The organism is Pseudomonas sp. AG1028 (assembly GCF_007993955.1).
GTDB lineage: Bacteria > Pseudomonadota > Gammaproteobacteria > Pseudomonadales > Pseudomonadaceae > Aquipseudomonas > Aquipseudomonas straminea.
Genome location: NZ_VIVP01000010.1, coordinates 123,780 through 139,859, shown reverse-complemented (window position 1 = coordinate 139,859; position 16,080 = coordinate 123,780). Strand labels below are relative to the sequence as shown.

Genomic DNA, 16,080 nt, shown 5'->3' with positions numbered 1-16,080 from the left:
ACTTCCATCAATGGAGGTATCAATCGATCTTGCGCTCGACGTCGTTGAGTAAAGCAGATATCTCGCGCTGACGTCCTTGGTCGGCCAGTTCTCGACCCGGGCGTGGCGCGGCCTGCTGAGCTTTGAGCAATGCTTGCTTGGCTTCGGCATATTTGCCTTCGCGGGCCAGATGATCACCCCAGAAATACAGGCTGTCGATGCCGTTCGGGTTGATCAGCAGGGCCTGACGCAGTAGCTCATCGGCCTTCTTGGCATCGCCGAAACCGATGGGCCAACCGGGCACCCGGTCGTATAGCGCCGCCAGGCTGGTGTAGGCCGAGCCTTGCAGGGCGTCGGGGTCGAGCTGCAGGGCCTTTTCCAGATCGCTGCGCGACTGCTTGACCTTGCCCAGCGCACCGAGGCCACCCTGAGCACCGGCCCAGCTACTGGTGACGATGCCTTTCCAGATCCACGCTTCGGCGGCTTTCGGTTCGGCGGCTGTGAAGGCTTCGGCCTGCACCGCCAGCTTCTCGAACTCGGCCTCCTTGCGGTCATCCGGGGTGTCGTACTGGATCTGCGCCCAGCGTTGCTGAATGGCCTGCAGTTGCTGGGTACCGGCGGCGTCCAGCGCCCAGGCGCCGGTTTGTGCACTCAGGGCGGCAAGGGCCAAAGTGAGATGAAGCAGCGTCTTTTTCATCGTGGAGGCATCTCGGTGGAGTGGATAAAACGGCGGATGATCGGCAGTTGTTTGCGGATCGCCCGGTCGACCAGGCCCGGCAGCAAGCCGTTGAGGCGTACCAGAAGTTTTTCCGGCCAGCCCAGATAGAGCTCGGCCAGATTGCGCTCGATGGCGCTGGTCACCTGCATGGCCACGCGCTGGGGCTCGTCAATGCGGCTGTTGAGCGCCTCGTTGAGGGCCATGGCGGCGCTGCTGTTCATGCCGGTGCGGGTCGCCCGGGGCGCCACGTAGAGCACATCGACCTCGGTGTCGGCCAGTTCGCGGCGCAGCGCTTCGGAGAAACCACGCAGGGCGAATTTGCTGGCGCAATACACCGCGTAGCCCGGATAGCCGATGGAGCCGTAGGTGGAACCGACGTTGACGATCAGCGCATGGGGCTGATTGCGCAAGGTCGGCAGCAGGGCGCGGGTCAGCTGCAGGGTGGCAATGAGGTTTACGGTCAGGAGGTCGTCGATCTGCTCGTCATCGACCTGCTCGAACAGCGCGAAGCGGTTGACTCCGGCGGCGTTGAGCAGCAGGTTGACGCCGCCCATGCGCCGCGCGGCATCGAGCACGGCGTGGCGGCCGGCGGCGTCACGCAGGTCCGCCTCCACCGGGTGGATGCGCTGTGGGTACTGGCGCTGCAGGGCTTCGAGCACCTGGGGCTGGCGCGTTACGGCCAGCACCTGGGCACCCTCGGCGCACAGCTGTTCGGCGAGTGCCATGCCAATGCCACCGCTGGCGCCGGTAAGCACCACCCGGCAATCAGACAGCCGCATGGCGGGTCTCCCGATGAGCCGTTTCAAGGCGTGGCAGGCCGCGGAACATTTCAGCGTAGAGTTGGTAGACCACCTTGCTGGCGTGGATCACTGCCAACTGGTCGGCGCGGTCGTCGAGGCGGTTCATCAGGCTGCGATAGGTGTCCATGTGGCCGATGTCCAACGAACCGTGGGAAGCCAGGTAACTGAATGCCGTAGGCGGCAGCTGCAGGCCTTCACGTATGGCGCCGGCGGCTTGAGTGGCCAGGGCGATGCTGGTGCCCTCAAGCACGTTGACCATGCCGAGCAGGCCGACCGGATTGCCGCGGGCGATCAGGTCGTAGAGAAAGCTGACCATCAGCTCGATGGGAAGAGATGGCTGGCCATCGCGCACCTGCTCGGCTTCACCACCGCACACGCGGATGTCATTGAGGATCCACTGCTCGTGGCCGTATTCCTCCTCGATGTATTCGCATACCGCGCCGCGCAGCCATTCCAGGCGTGCCGGCAGGCGCGCACCGCAGGCCATCATCAGCGGCACGGTATGGCGCACGTGGTAGTAGGCCTGCGTCAGGAAGGCGCGATAGCCCTCCAGGCTCACCTGCCCAGCCAGGGCGTCGCGAATCACCGGCGTGGCGAACAGCGCTTGGCGCTCTGCGGCGGTGGTGTTCTGCAGTTCGTCGAAGAAAGTCATGGCTGCTCCTTTTGGGCAACTGGGGTGGAAAAACGATGGGCGTAGCGGGCCATAATGGCCTCGCGGCGCAGTCGGCCGTTGCTGGTGAGCAGGCCGTTGGCAGGGGTGAAGGGTTCGGGCAAGCGCTGCCACTGGTGCACCCGTGCATAGTCAGGCAGTTCGATGTTGGCCCAGGCAACGCTGTTCTCCAGGGCCTCGTCGCTGCACTGCGGGTCGAGCGGCCAGAGCAGCGCGATGTTGTGGTCCATGGCTTCACCGTGGACGAAGGCCTGGGCGATCACCCCGCGTTGGGTCAGCTCGGCCTCGACCCAATCCGGATTGACGTTGCGCCCGAAGCTGGTAGTGAACTGATGTTTCTTGCGGCCCTTCAGAAACAGGTAACCGTCGGCATCGAGCACGCCGATATCTCCGGTGGCCAGCCAGTCGCCGGCGAATGGCGCCTCGCCCAGATAACCCAGCAGCGCCGAGCCGCGTACCCATACCTCGCCATCCTCGGCGATGCGCAGCTCGACATGGGGAAGGGGGCGCCCGACGCTGCCAGGGCGGTTATAGGCCGGGGTGTTAAGGCACACCACCGAGGCACATTCGGAAAGACCATAGCCCTGGTAGACCGGCAGATTCAGCTGCGCAGCACGTTCCAGCAGCTCGTCGCTGACCCGCGCACCGCCGACCGCAATGAAGTGAAATTGCCCGGCGTCCACCTGCCCGTGCTCCACGGCTATGATGAGGCCGAGCAGCAGCTGCGGCACCAGGATCAGGCTCTGCGCCTGCTGGCGCACCAGTTGGCCGAGCAGGCGCGGCCAGTCGACCCGGGTAGCGCCTTCGATGCCCAGACTTGGTTGTGGCAGCAGGGTGACGCTGGCGCCGGCTAGCAGGGCTGCGTAGGTGCCGAGGTTTTCCAGCAGTACTGCGAGCGGCAGCAGTGCCAGGTAATTGCGCGGCGCGGCCGGACGGCTGGCGGCGTACAGTTCCTGGGCCACACGCAACAGGGATTCGGCACTCAGGCACACGCCTTTGGGGGTGCCGGTGGTCCCCGAGGTGTAGGTAACCTTGGCGGTGCCGGCCGGCAATGATTCGCCGGCCGGGGTTTCACGTACCCAGAAACCGCCGGCTTGGCGGAAGCCTGCATCACCCAGTTGCTCGGCCAGCGGCGCGTCGGTCAGCAGCAGGTCGACGCCGCTCTGCTCCAGGCAATGGGCGGTCTGCGCCCAGGTGAAGAACGGCGGCAGGGTCACGCAGGGAATGCCGGCGAACAGCGCGGCCAGGTCCCAGAGCAGCATCTGCGGGCTGTTGTTCATCAACAGCGCGAAGGTCTTGCCGGGTTGGGCGAGCAGGAGCGCCTTATGGGTTTCGATCTCGCTCCACAGCTGCGCGTAGTCGATGCTCCCGTTGTCGTCGCGCAGCGCCGCGCACGACGGTTGGCGATGAGCGTGCAGCAGTAGCAGGGCCTTGAAGTCAGTCAGTTCAGGCTGCATGACTTTGCTCCATATCGAAGGCCGGCAGGCCCAGGCGTGCGGCCATGCCGCTGACCTGCAGATGGGCGAGACCGGCGCGGATGCTGCCGGCGAACACCTGGGGACGCTGCGCGTAGTAACTGCCCCAGCTGTGCTGTTCGCTACCCAGGCGCTGCGGGTCGGCATCACCGAGCAACAGCGGGTTGAGGCCCAGACGCTGAAAGCTGTTGATCAGCGAAGCGGCGCCGGTAAAGACCACCCAGTCGAGCTTGCGATGGGCCAGCAGCCAAGTCATAACCACGATGATGAGTCGGGCGCTGCCGCCACTGCGCGCGGCCAGATTGCCGACCTCGACGATCTGCTGGCGCTCCACCGGGGCACCTGCGAGCCGCGACACCACGCGCTCGATCGGCTGCTGCAGGTACTGCTCGAGAAACAGCGCGCCGCTGTCGGCGGTGCGCACGCCGGCGGCAGCGCAGAAGGTCCCGTGCGAATCGCGCAGGGCCATCAGGGTAGGCATGAAATGGCGGATGTCGGCGTGGTGCACAGTGGCGAAGCACTCGCGCACGAACCACTCCAGCGATTCACGATCAGCGTGTTGTTGCGGCACCAGCGACAGCGACAGATCGCGCCCGGCATACGGGCCAATGTGCAGCGGCAGGGCAAGGTTCCATTGGGTATCGATCATCGACAGCGCTCCAGTGACTAGGCGTTGGAGACACTATCGGGGCCGAACCTTAACGAAGTCTGAAGATGATTGGCGGGCCGCGGCTCAGTGTTTGGGCAACTGCTGTTGGCGCACGGTATGACGCGTGCGCTGCGGGGTTCAGGCGCGCATGCCTTCGAAAATCAGCCGTGTGGAGGCCCGCACGGTGGCCGAGTGGGCCTGCATGTCCGGCTCGTCGCTGGCGGTCAGGCGCAGCAGTTGCAGATGGGAGTAGTCGTTGAGCAGGAACGCCGCCAGCTCCACGTCCAGGTCGGCGCGTAGCTTGCCGGCCTCCTGCAGTTCGCGCACCACGTTGGCAATCTCGCCCTGCAGGCCGCGGTTCATCTGCCGGTAGGCCTCCGGCAGGCCGCCATCGCCGCCCACCAGCACCAGTGGTAACAGCTCGCGCCAGAGCGCCGGCGGCAACATTTCCAGGGCATAGCTGACAAGGATGTTTTCCAGGTGGCAGAGCGCGTCGACCGGGTCGTCGAACTCGGGAATACGCTTGTGCACGTCGATCAGCGCACGGCGATCGGACTCCTTGATCATCTCCAGGATGATCTCGTGCTTGCTGCCGAAGTACTTGAAAACCGTGGGCGCCGATACGCCGGCATCGCGGGCGATCTGCTCGATGGTGGTCTCGCGAAAACCCTGGCGCTGGAACAGCGACACTGCGGCTGCCGAGATGGCCTGGCGGCGTAATTCCTTCTGACGTTCGCGTAATCCGCTCACCGTCGCTCCTGGGTTCGTGGGGTTAGCGGGAATGATAGCTGGCTAGGTTTTTTCGCGAAAATATTTTATTGACTAAAACAATTAATAGGATTAATTATTTTCCCGTACCTGCCGCACGCAGGGCCACTTCCAGGATGAGTCAGATGAACCATATCCTCGACCGCTCCCTGGTTTCCCGTAATACGGAAGTCAGTGAGATGTACGACAAACAAGAACAAGAGCCCGTACTGATGCAGGGCTTTCCTGCCGAGCCGGAAAAGCGCGTGACCTGGGCCAACTGGATGTCGCCGCCGTTCAACCGCTGGGGCTTCCGTAACCTGGCTCGCCTGCGTCCCACCATCGAGGTCGCCGCTGGTTCGCGGCCAAGCTCGGTACTGGCCCATGCGCCGGCAGAAGTCGAAGGTCTGACATTCCAGAGCAGCTGCGGACGCACCGTGAGCGTGCTCGACCACCTGCGCGCCAGCAAGACCGACAGCTTCCTGGTTCTGCACAAGGGCCGCGTGGTCTATGAAAACTATTTCAACGGCCAGGTCGCCAGCGACCGCCACATCATGTTCTCCGTCACCAAGTCGCTGATTGGCGTGCTCGGTGAGCAACTGGTCCACGACGGCGTGCTCGACCCCAACGCCCAGACCCAGCATTACGTGCCCGAGCTGGCCGGCAGCGCCTTTGGCGACGCCACCGTGCGCCATCTGTTCGATATGGCCGTTGGCGTTCACTACACCGAGATGTACGACGATCCGGCTTCGGAAAGCTCCCAGTACGGCTATGCCTGCGGTTTCAAGCCGGCGCTGCCCGAATATGCCCAGTACGAATCGCTGTACCAGTACCTGCCGTCGCTGCGTAAGCGTTGCGAGCATGGCGGCCTGTTCCATTACGTGACCGCCACCACCGAAGTGCTGGCCTGGGTGATGGAGCGCGCCAGTGGCGTGGGCTGCGCCGAGCAACTGCAAGCGGTATGGCAGCAACTGGGTTGCGAGCGCGACGCCTACTTCATGGCCGACCCCTGGGGCCGCAGCGTCGCCGGTGCCGGCTTCAACGCCACCCTGCGCGACATGGGCCGTTTCGGCCTGATGCTTGGCAACGGCGGCAAGGTCGACGGCAAGCTGGTCATCGACAAGGCGGTGATCGAGGCGATTGCCGCCGGTTCCGATCCGGCTATCTACGGCGTGCACAAGGACTTCTCCGAGTGGACCCCGGGCGCCTCCTACCGCAGCCAGTGGTACGTCTTCAACGACCACAGCCCGGCCATCATGGCCAGCGGCATCCATGGCCAGTACCTGTTCGTCGACTTCGACTCCGAGGTGGTGATCGTCAAGCAGTCGTCGCTGCCCGAGGCCGTCACCGAGCTGGATATCGACACCGTACAAATGCTCAGGACCATCACCGCTCAACTGCGCGGCTGATTCAACGCTGCTTCAACAGAACAAGATCCAAGAGCGCGGGTTCGCCGGCGCTCCTGCCTGCTGCGTCAGGTAATAGGTGGTCGAATTGGCCACCACTCACTGCCCTGTAATACAAAAAAAATACACAGGAGCTTCATATGTACACGTCCAAGCGTATCCCCTGCGTGTTGCTCGCTCTCGGCTTCCCGCTGCTCAGCCAACCGGCTCTGGCGGGTTACCAGTTCGAAGAAGGAAACCTCAAAGGCGAACTCAACCTGACCTTCGGCGCGGCCTCCGTCTCCACCCGCGGCGTCAACTTCGGCGCAGGTGTGGCTGACGCCCGTAACGGCGAAGACAAAGGCACCAAGATCAACTGGCAGGAGGCTTACCTCAAGCCAGGCATCACCCTCGATTACTCCCTCAATGAAACCGTCAGCCTGCTGGCCGGTGCCTCAGCGGTTGGCGCCTGGACCTTCGGTGACGGCGATGCCGCTGGCACCACGCGCAGCTCCGACAACCGCATCAACACAGAAGAGGCCTACGTCGGTTTTCGCGCCGGCGACTGGAAGTTCACCGCCGGCCGGCAGAACTACACCATCGGCACCGGCTTCATCGTCATGGACGGTAACCTCGACCTGTTCGGCGATGGCGCCTACTGGCTCGGCCCGCGCACGGCCTTCAAGGATTCGGCGATTCTCGACTGGAGCCACGGCCCGGTGAAGGCCCAGGCGTTCACCCTGCGCACCGATGATCATTACGGCGACTACCGCATGACCGGTGGCAACCTGGACTACGATCTCGACGGCCAGGTAACCCTCGGCGCGATGGCCATGAAGGTCGACACGGAGGCGAGCAAAAGCAGCAACGCGGTACGCCGCGACGGCATGGAGGTGTTCAACGTCCGCGCCTTGCGTGGTCATCTGCCGGGTGTGCCGAACCTGACCCTCAACGGCGAATATGCCGTGCAGCGCGGTGGCGACTCCACGCTGAAATTCGATGCCGATGCCTGGTACGCGCAAGCCGATTATCTGTTTCAGGATCTGCCGTTGACCCCGACGCTGGGCTACCGCTACGCGGTGTTCTCCGGCGACGACGACCTGACCGACAACACTCAGAAGGCCTGGGATCCGCTCAGCAAGGGCTTCGTGGACTGGAGCAGCTGGCTGGTCGGCGACGTGGTGGGCAACTACCTGTTGTTCAACAGCAACGAACGGGTTCAGCAGTTCTCGATCCGTACCCGCCTGACCGACACCCTGGCCCTGGGCACCATCCATTACCAGTTCTGGCTCGACGAGAAGAATTTCCGCGGTGCCGCCGTGGATGATCGCCGCTTCGCCGACGAGACCGTGGTGTTCCTCGACTGGACGCCCACCCCGAGCTTCTACGGTTCGGTGGCCTACAACTGGGTGAACGCCAAGTCGGCGGCCAAGCAGGCCTTCGGCGACGACGACCAGTTCAGCGCCCTCGAACTGTACATGACCTACCGCTACTGAAACCGAGCCAGCAGCGCCCTCTGGGGCGCAGGAGTGCGTGATGACAACCACAGCGCAAACCGGGCTCGGCGTGCCGACTCTGGAATGGGTAATGAGCATCCATGTGTTGATCGCCGCAGGAGAAGGGCTGGGCGCTTGCACGGATGGCCAGCGCAGCAATTTTCCCATCCTCGGTGGGCATTTCGAAGGCCTGGACGTACGTGGCGAAGTGCTCGCCGGCGGCGCCGACTTCTACCTGCAGCGCAGCGACGGCGTGGGTGAGCTGGATGCCCGCTACAGCCTGCTCAGCGACCGCGGCGAGCGGATCAACATCCACAACGTCGGCGTGATCGTGCTCAGCGACAAGGCCCGCGAACTCGACGCGCAAGGCATCTGGCCGGTCGACGAGCAGAAGTACCAATGCACCTGTTCGCCGCGCTTTCAGGTGGCGAGCGGGCGACTGGACTGGCTGACCCGCAGTGCGCTGATCGGCAAGGTGGTTTATCCCGCCGCCGATCAGGTGGTCATTCACTGCTACCGACTCGCCTGACCGGCTTTCCTTTTCGCCATTCCTGAATTTCACTGAAACGGCAGGCCACCCGGTGGCCCAGCCGGCAGGTAACGACCATGAACACCGCCAACCAGAACCTTGTACGTGCCGCCTGTATTTTCATCGCGGCTGCTTCGATCATCGTCATCGGCGTGCAGCCGATTTTCATCGGTCTGTTGACCGAACGTCTGACCCTGACTCTGCTCCAGCAGAGCTGGACCATGTCCGCCGAGATGTGCGGCTCCATCGTCGGCACGTTGCTGTATGTGCCGATGCTGCGCTTTCTCGGGCCACGCACCATCGCCCTGAGCACGTCTCTCGTGCTGCTATTTGCCAACGTAGCCACCGCCAGCGTCACCGAGCTAGACATGCTGTTGGTACTGCGTTGCATCTCCGGCGTCTGCTCCGGAATCTTGTATTCCTATGCCATCTATTGTCTGGGCCGCATGAATGGGCCGGATCGCTCGTTCGGCATTCTGCTGTTCGTGCAGACCGCGCTATTCGCCAGCAGCGCGGTGATTCTGCCAATGATCGCCGAGTGGAAGGGGTTTACGGGGGCAATCTACTATCTGGTGGCCTGGTTCGTGCTGCTCTGCCTGGTGTGCTTCTGCCTGCCGACCAAGCAGAGTGAGCAAGACCAGATCGTCTCCAGCGAGCCGATGCTGTCCGGGCTGACCCTGATTGGCGTCTGCTCGCTGCTCGGCATGCTGTTCCTGCAGCTGTCGATCTACTCACTGTGGGGTTTCGTTGAGGGTATCGCCAGCGAGGCGGGCATCGCACCGGTGGACATTGGCTGGGCGATCAGCATCGGTCTGCTCGGCGGCCTGCCGGGTGCGGCGCTGCCAAGCATCGCCGGTCGCCACCTGGGTCGCATGCCGATGATCCTGCTCGGCTCGCTGGCCGTGCTCGCTGCCATCTACATGTTTGCAACGCGTATCCACGTGGCTTCGGACCTGGCGATCGCCGTGTTCCTGATGAACTTCGGCTGGAACCTGGCGCTGTCGTACTACATGTCCTCGGTGGTCACCCACGACCCGACCGGCCGCCTCACCAAGATCGTCGGTGTGGTGCAGGTGGCATCGGCCGCCGCGGCGCCGACCCTGCTGAGCCTGTTCATTGAAGGCAATGATCGCTTCAGCATCTTCGTGCTGTCCTCGGGTGCGATCCTGGTCGGCTGCGTCCTGGTGGTCATCATGCTGACCTTCGGGCGCCGTAACCTGCACAAGCCGGTCAGCAGTCTGGTCTGAGGCAGGGCGGCTGCAAGGTCTACCGCCTCGCGGTACCCTTGCAGCCCTGAAACGCAGGAGGGCGCAGATGAATACGGAGCAGGGCATCCTGCGTGGCTCGATTGCCATGACGTTGTTGGTGGCGGCCTTCGGCGTCGTCATCGGCCTGCTCTCGGGGTCGTTTTCCATCGTCTTCGATGGCGTCTACTCCCTGGCCGACGCCAGCATGAGCGGCCTGGCCCTGGTGGTTTCCACGCTGATTCTCCGGCACACCACGCAGAACGAGGCCAGCCGCCGGCTGGCCGAGCGTTTCAACATGGGCTTCTGGCACCTGGAGCCGATGGTGCTTGCCCTCAACGGTACGCTGCTGTGTGGGGTGGTGGCCTATGCACTGATCAACGCTCTGGCCAATCTGCTGTCCGGCGGTACACCGTTGGCGTTCGGCCTGGCGGCGCTGTATGCCGGTGTCGCCACGCTGATCTGCTTCGCGTTCGCCAGCTACGAGTTTCGTGCCAACCGGCGTATCCGCTCGGACTTCCTTGCCCTCGACGCCAAAGGCTGGGTGATGTCCGGGTGTATTTCCCTGGCCCTGCTGATTGCCTTCGTCGTCGGCTACCTGATTGAGCAGACGCGCTACGCCTGGCTTGGCCCGTACATCGACCCGGCGGTGCTGGCATTGATCTGCCTGGTGATCCTGCCGATGCCGCTGGCGACCATTCGCCAGGCACTGGCGGATATCCTGCTGGTCACCCCTCCGGCGCTCAAACAACATGTGGATGATGTGGCCCAGGGCATCGTCGAGCAGTACGGTTTCATCAGCCACCAGGCCTATGTTGCGCGAGTCGGCCGTGCCCGGCAGATCGAGCTGTACTTCATCGTGCCGGTCGACTGGCCGGCGCAAACCCTCGATGAGTGGGACGCCGTGCGCGACGTCATCGGCCAGGCCATCGGTGACGAAGGCCCCAACCGCTGGCTGACCATCGCCTTCACCACGGACCCGCAGTGGTCCCGGTGAGGAGGGCGGCGCAACGGATGCCTTGACGTCGCCCGGGTTAGCGAGCCACGAGCTTTTTAGCGCCCGACGGTTTACCGTATCGCCTGCCTGGCAGCGGCACGGAGAACGACATGGGCAAATCGACAGGCCGCAGCGACTGGTTGCTGCGCAGCCCTGATCAGGGGCGGGTGGAGCGCATCGAGGCGTATTTCAGCGGCCATGGATACGACCCTCATCGCCATGACGCTTACGCCATCGGCTGCACGCTGTCCGGTGTGCAGAGTTTTCGTTACCGGCGCGCCATGCGTCACAGCCTGCCCGGCGGCACTTTGGTGCTGCACCCGGATGAGCTCCATGACGGCATGGCCGGCACCGAGGCCGGCTTTCATTACCGCATGCTGTATATCGACCCGGTGCTGATCCAGCAGGTGCTCGGCGGTAAGCCGCTGCCGTTCATTCAGGGTGGTTTGAGTGATGACGTGCGCCTGCGCCGGGCGACTCAGCGCTTCCTGCAGGCGATGGACGGCCCGCTGGAGTCGCTGGAAGAGGATGGCGCCATATACGACCTGGCACGCGCTCTCGAAGCCGTTGCCGGCAAACCCCGCGGCCGCCGCGCCTTCGATTACCCCGCTACGCAGCGGGCGCGCGAGTATATCCACAGCCGTAACGGCGCGAGCATTACCCTGGACGAGCTGGAGCATGTCAGCGGGCGGGATCGCTGGAGCCTGTCGCGGGATTTTCGTGCCCTGTTCGGTACCAGCCCCTATCGCTACGTGACCATGCGCCGCCTGGCGCGCTGCCGCGAGCTGGCCCTGTCGGGTGTCGGCCTGGCCGATGCGGCGTTGATTGCCGGGTTCTTCGACCAGAGCCATATGACCCGGCATTTCGTGGCCAGCTTCGGCTTGGCCCCGGCGCGCTGGCTGGCCATGCAGAAGTTGCAGGATCGTACAAGATAGCGCCTGGGGCCCCTCGCTAGAGTGGTGAAAACCAACCGAGGAACGCTCCATGAACCCGCCAGTTTCGTCTGCCAAACAATCCATCAACCTGATCCGCAAGCTTGACCTGATCGCCGAACAATGGTCACCGCGGGTGGTTGCGGAAATAAACGACTACCAGTTCAAGGTGGTGCGCCTGCAGGGTGATTTCATCTGGCATGCCCATGCCGAAACCGATGAAGCCTTTCTGGTGCTCGACGGCCAGCTGCGCCTGGATTTTCGTGACGGTTCGGTAACCTTGGGCAGCGGCGAGCTGTACGTGGTGCCCAGGGGCGTGGAGCACAAACCCTATGCCGAGGATGAGGTGAAGTTGCTGCTGATCGAGCCGCGCGGCGTGCTGAACACCGGGGCGGAGGGCGGGGAGCGTACGGCGATCCACGATCTGTGGATCTGACGGCCGGGTTGGCGCTCCTGCGAGCGCCAACCCTTGGCAAGCGTTTCAGGTGCCGCTTTTCACCTTGGTCCAGATCCGTGTGCGGATGCGGTCGATGTTCAGCGGCATGGCTTCCAGGGCGTAGAGCTTTTCCATCACGTCAGCGGGCGGGTAGACGGTGGGGTCGGCCTTTAGCGCCGTGTCGACCAGCGCGTCGGCTTGGCTGTTGCCGTTGGCGTAGTGCACATGATCGCTGATGCCGGCGATCACCTCTGGCTCGAGCAGGTAGTTCATGAAGGCATAGGCTGCCTTTTCGTTGGGCGCGTCCTTGGGCATGGCGACCATGTCGAACCACATCGGCGCGCCTTCCTTGGGGATCACGTAGGCGATGTTCACACCATTGCCGGCCTCCTTGGCACGGGCGCTGGCCTGCATGATGTCGCCAGAGAAGCCCACCGCCATGCACACGTCGCCGTTGGCCAGCTCACCGACATATTTGGAGGAGTGGAAGTAGGCGACGTTCTTGCGCATCTCCATCAGCAGCGCTTCGGCCTTCTTGTAGTCCTCGGGCTTCTGGCTGTGGTGCGGCAGGCCCAGGTAGTGCAGGGCGATGGGCAGCATTTCCGGGCCGTTGTCGAGAATCGCCACGCCGCATTTGCTCAGCTTGGCCATCAGCTCGGGCTTGAAGATCAGGTCCCAGGAGTCCAGCGGCACGTCGTCGCCGAGCACGGCCTTGACCTTCTCGACGTTATAGCCGATGCCGGTGCTCCCCCACAGATACGGGAAACCGTGCTTGTTGCCTGGGTCGTTGCCTTCCAGGGCCTTGAGCAGCGTCGGGTTGAGGTTCTTCCAATTGGGCAACTGGCTCTTGTCCAGCTCCTTGAGCGCGCCGCCCTGGATCTGCCGGGCCATGAAGTGGTTGGAGGGAAACGCCACATCGTAGCCGGAGCGCCCGGCCATCAGCTTGGCGTCGAGGGTTTCGTTGCTGTCGTAAACGTCGTAGTGGGGCGTCACGCCGCTGGCCTGCTGAAAGCTCTTCAGCGTGTCGGGGGCGATGTAGTCGGTCCAGTTGTAGATGCGCACGTCCTGCGCCGCCTGGCTGACCGAGGCGACGAGCATCAGCGGGATAAGCGTTTTCAGCATGGGAAACCTCAACCGTTGTTGTCGATGTTGTGGAGGCAGCGGTCAGGACCTGTTCAAAGCCTGCTGCGCGTCGGCACTGCTGCGTTAAAAACAGGCTCAGAATGCTCATTTACAGCACGTAAACTGCGCTTCTTCGCCTGTTTTTGCCTTGCATTGCTCTAGCTCGCGAGACTTTGAATAGATCCTCAGAAAATCAGTACGTAGGTCTTGCGCAGCGTTTCTTGTATGTTCCACACGCCTGTGGTGTTGGCCGGCAACATCAGCGCGTCGCCGGCTTTTATTTCGATGGGCTCGCCCACGTCGGGAATGAAGGTGCAGCGCCCCGCGATGAAGTGGCAGAACTCCTGTTGCACGATCTGCCGACGCCAGCGGCCGGGCGTGCATTCCCATATGCCGGTTTCCACGCCGTCGTCGCGCTCCACGCAGGTCACCGAAGTGACGGCGGCGGGCTCGCTGAGCGGTACCGCGACCGGGTTGTGTTCGTCGAGTGCAACGCTGTCGGTATTACGGAAGTGGGTGATGGTCATGACTTCAAACCTTGCATGTGGGAGAGGGCGTTCACTTCATGAATCCTTCCACCAGGCTGGCGATGCGCTGCGCCATGTAGCGCTGCCAGGGCCGGCTGGATGGGTCGGCCAGCAGCCGGTCTTCGCGCACGAAGCTGCGGATGATCGCGTTGTAACCCAGCCAGCGGCACGGCTCCGGCTCCCAGCGCGGCAGGTCCTGCACGCGGGTTTCGTGGCGTACCCAGGGCTGGCGGGTGAGCACGGTGCTGTGGCCGAGAATCAGGTCGGCCAGGGTGCGCCCGCCGAGGTTGCTGGCGCCCACGCCTTCGCCGCCATAACCGCCGGACAGGGCGATGCCGGCGCTGCGGTCGCAGAGCATGTGCGGGTGGAAGCGCCGCGCCATGCCCAGGTTGCCGCCCCAGGCGTGGGTGATGCGCACGTTGCGCAACTGCGGGAACAGTTCGCTGAACAGGTAGCGGCGTAGGCCGCGCTCCTCGTCGTTGAGGTTGAAGTCGCTGCGCAGCTTGCTGCCGAAGCGATAGCCACCGCGGGCGCCGAAGATCAGTCGGTCGTCGCGGCTGCGCTGGCCGTAGGTGACCTGGCGGCTGGCTTCGCAAAACGCCTGGCCGCGCTCCAGGCCGATTTCCGCCCAGGTCGAGGCCGGGAGCGGTTCGGTGGCGACGATCAGGCTCTGCACCGGAATCTGATGGCGGCCCAGTGGCGGCAGCTTGGGTGAGTAGCCCTCGACGGCCGGCACCACCCAGTCGGCGCGCACCTCACCGGCCTCGCAGCGCACGCTTCCGGCCTGCCAGCTCAGGGCAGGGGTGCCTTCATAGATGCTCACGCCCATGGCTTCGACGCAACGCGCCAGGCCACGAACCAGGCGGGCCGGCTGGATGGTCGCGCAATGGGGGGTGTGGATCGCCCCGTAGGCACCGGGAATGCGCAGTTGCTGGGCCAACTCCTCGGCGGGCAGCCAGCGATAATCGTCGTCGTTCAGCCCCTCTTCGCGGTAGCCGCGCAGGTACTCGCGCAGGCGCAGCTCCTGCTCCGGGTAGCGGGCTGCGCAATACAGTACGCCGCCCTTACGGTAGTCGCAGTCGATGCCTTCGCGCTCCAGCACCTGGCCGACCTCGTCGGGAATGCCGTGCAGCAGGTCGTAGGATTCCCGCCGTGCCTGCGGGCTGAGGCCGGCGAGCAGGCGATCCTCGCCGAGCAGGTTGCCCATCAGCCAGCCGCCGTTGCGACCGGAAGCACCGAAACCGGCGATCTTCGCCTCGAGGATGGCGATGCGCAGATTGGGCGCCTGGCGCTTGAGGTAGTAGGCCGTCCACAGGCCGGTGTAGCCCGCACCGATGATGGCCACGTCGACCTGCAGATCGCCGCGCAGCGACGGGCGCGGCGTCAGGGGCTCATCGAGTTGATCCATCCACAGGCTGATGTTGCGCCAGTCGTTCATGCACCGCTTCCACACAAGATGTATGGGGCAAGACTAGTGACCGACTCAGGCGTTGTCTTGCTTGCGTGCCCGCGCGTACAGGTCTTTCAGGTAGGCCTTGGGCGTCATTCCGGTATGCCGGCGGAAGGTGCTGTAGAAGGCGGTCAGGGAGTTGAAGCCGGCCTCGAAGGCCAGTTCGTCCATGCGCCGCAGATCGTTGCCGGCCTGCAGGCGTTCGAGCAGGTGCTGCAGGCGCGCCTGGTTGACGTAGCGGTAGAAGCTCTGGCCGAGCACCTGGTTGAGCAGGTAGGAAATCTGGTTGCGGCTGTAGCCGGTGGCGCTGGCCACCTGCTGCAGGCTCAGGGCCGGGTCGAGAAAGGGCTGGCGCCTCTGGAAGTAATCCTGCAGGTCCTGGGCCATGAAGCCCAGCTGGCGGGTCGACAGGCCCAGCTTGCTGATCGCCGCGCTGCTCTGGATCGGCGCCCGCGCATCGGGTCCTTCGTGCACCAGCGAAGCGTATTCGTTGACCCGCCAGATCAGCCCGTCGCGCACGGTGATGGCCTCGGCGGTGCGAAACGACACCAGCCCCTCGCCGCCATGCAGCGTGGTGCGGTACTGGATGAACGCGGTATGGCCGTCGATGCGGATGCGGTCGGTGTGTTCCAGCGCCTCGTCCGGGTGGCGCGGCATGGTGCTGAGCACGTAGTCGCGCAGCTCGGCCAGGCCCATGGCGCGGTTGAGGAAGAAGTCGTGGTACTCGATCTCGGGGTGATACAGCGCCATCACCGCGTCGAGGTCGCGGTATTTCCAGCTGTAGTGATAGCGCAGCACGGTTTCGCGGGTGCGCTCGGTCTGGGCGGGGTCGTCGGGAAGCTCAGGCATGCCGGTCGTGTCCACAGGGCTGCAGCCAGCTTGCCCGAACTGCACCGTTTACCTCAAGCCGCTGAGCGAGGCGCA

Annotated in this window: 17 protein-coding genes; 7 read left to right on the top strand and 10 right to left on the bottom strand. The window is 64.0% G+C overall.

Annotation, left to right across the window (positions count from 1 at the left end):
• Positions 1–19: 19 nt before the first annotated feature.
• From FB481_RS17815 to FB481_RS17790, 6 genes are all read right to left on the bottom strand, one after another.
• Positions 20–676, bottom strand: coding sequence for a hypothetical protein (locus FB481_RS17815; protein WP_093507486.1), 657 nt, complete (start codon positions 674–676; stop codon positions 20–22).
• Positions 673–1,476 (bottom strand): SDR family oxidoreductase, encoded by an 804-nt coding sequence (locus tag FB481_RS17810; RefSeq protein WP_093507484.1) that lies wholly within the window; start codon positions 1,474–1,476, stop codon positions 673–675. The genes FB481_RS17815 and FB481_RS17810 overlap by 4 nt, the downstream gene beginning before the upstream one ends.
• Positions 1,463–2,149, bottom strand: coding sequence for a TenA family transcriptional regulator (locus FB481_RS17805; protein WP_147177214.1), 687 nt, complete (start codon positions 2,147–2,149; stop codon positions 1,463–1,465). The genes FB481_RS17810 and FB481_RS17805 overlap by 14 nt, the downstream gene beginning before the upstream one ends.
• Positions 2,146–3,624: an AMP-binding protein gene (locus FB481_RS17800; RefSeq protein ID WP_147177213.1), complete on the bottom strand. Its 1,479-nt coding sequence runs from the start codon at positions 3,622–3,624 to the stop codon at positions 2,146–2,148. Before FB481_RS17800 ends, FB481_RS17805 begins: the two co-directional genes overlap by 4 nt.
• Positions 3,614–4,291 carry a thermostable hemolysin gene (locus FB481_RS17795; RefSeq protein WP_147177212.1) on the bottom strand — a complete coding sequence of 226 codons (678 nt, stop codon included), beginning with the start codon at positions 4,289–4,291 and terminating at the stop codon, positions 3,614–3,616. The genes FB481_RS17800 and FB481_RS17795 overlap by 11 nt, the downstream gene beginning before the upstream one ends.
• Positions 4,292–4,429: 138 nt before the next feature.
• Positions 4,430–5,041, bottom strand: coding sequence for a TetR/AcrR family transcriptional regulator (locus tag FB481_RS17790; RefSeq protein ID WP_093507476.1), 612 nt, complete (start codon positions 5,039–5,041; stop codon positions 4,430–4,432).
• A gap of 143 nt (positions 5,042–5,184) precedes the next feature.
• Between FB481_RS17790 and FB481_RS17785 the strand changes: the two genes are divergently transcribed.
• The 7 genes from FB481_RS17785 (at position 5,185) to FB481_RS17755 (ending at position 12,057) form a co-directional block, all read left to right on the top strand.
• Positions 5,185–6,447 (top strand): serine hydrolase, encoded by a 1,263-nt coding sequence (locus FB481_RS17785; protein ID WP_093507474.1) that lies wholly within the window; start codon positions 5,185–5,187, stop codon positions 6,445–6,447.
• A 137-nt stretch (positions 6,448–6,584) separates the two neighbouring features.
• A complete protein-coding gene (locus tag FB481_RS17780) occupies positions 6,585–7,919 on the top strand; it encodes an alginate export family protein (RefSeq protein ID WP_147177211.1) in 1,335 nt (444 codons plus the stop codon).
• 40 nt (positions 7,920–7,959) lie between these two features.
• Positions 7,960–8,448, top strand: a complete 489-nt coding sequence (locus FB481_RS17775) for a DUF3237 domain-containing protein (protein WP_093507470.1) — start codon at positions 7,960–7,962, stop codon at positions 8,446–8,448.
• Between the two features lie 77 nt (positions 8,449–8,525).
• The gene (locus FB481_RS17770) at positions 8,526–9,695 is read left to right on the top strand and encodes an MFS transporter (protein ID WP_093507468.1); all 1,170 of its coding nucleotides are present in this window, start codon (positions 8,526–8,528) and stop codon (positions 9,693–9,695) included.
• Positions 9,696–9,762: 67 nt separating this feature from the next.
• Entirely contained in the window at positions 9,763–10,689 is a 927-nt protein-coding gene (locus FB481_RS17765) for a cation diffusion facilitator family transporter (protein WP_147177210.1), read from the top strand.
• A 110-nt stretch (positions 10,690–10,799) separates the two neighbouring features.
• Positions 10,800–11,624, top strand: coding sequence for an AraC family transcriptional regulator (locus FB481_RS17760; protein ID WP_147177209.1), 825 nt, complete (start codon positions 10,800–10,802; stop codon positions 11,622–11,624).
• A gap of 49 nt (positions 11,625–11,673) precedes the next feature.
• The gene (locus FB481_RS17755) at positions 11,674–12,057 is read left to right on the top strand and encodes a cupin domain-containing protein (RefSeq protein WP_147177208.1); all 384 of its coding nucleotides are present in this window, start codon (positions 11,674–11,676) and stop codon (positions 12,055–12,057) included.
• 45 nt (positions 12,058–12,102) lie between these two features.
• Here the strand turns inward: FB481_RS17755 and FB481_RS17750 are convergent, their stop codons facing one another.
• The 4 genes from FB481_RS17750 to FB481_RS17735 all read right to left on the bottom strand — a co-directional run bounded on the left by FB481_RS17750 (position 12,103) and on the right by FB481_RS17735 (position 16,005).
• A complete protein-coding gene (locus FB481_RS17750) occupies positions 12,103–13,179 on the bottom strand; it encodes a polyamine ABC transporter substrate-binding protein (RefSeq protein WP_147177207.1) in 1,077 nt (358 codons plus the stop codon).
• A gap of 185 nt (positions 13,180–13,364) precedes the next feature.
• Positions 13,365–13,706 (bottom strand): cupin domain-containing protein, encoded by a 342-nt coding sequence (locus FB481_RS17745; protein WP_147177206.1) that lies wholly within the window; start codon positions 13,704–13,706, stop codon positions 13,365–13,367.
• 31 nt (positions 13,707–13,737) lie between these two features.
• Positions 13,738–15,144 (bottom strand): FAD-binding oxidoreductase, encoded by a 1,407-nt coding sequence (locus tag FB481_RS17740; protein WP_147177205.1) that lies wholly within the window; start codon positions 15,142–15,144, stop codon positions 13,738–13,740.
• A 45-nt stretch (positions 15,145–15,189) separates the two neighbouring features.
• Positions 15,190–16,005, bottom strand: coding sequence for an AraC family transcriptional regulator (locus FB481_RS17735; RefSeq protein WP_147177204.1), 816 nt, complete (start codon positions 16,003–16,005; stop codon positions 15,190–15,192).
• Positions 16,006–16,080: the final 75 nt, after the last annotated feature.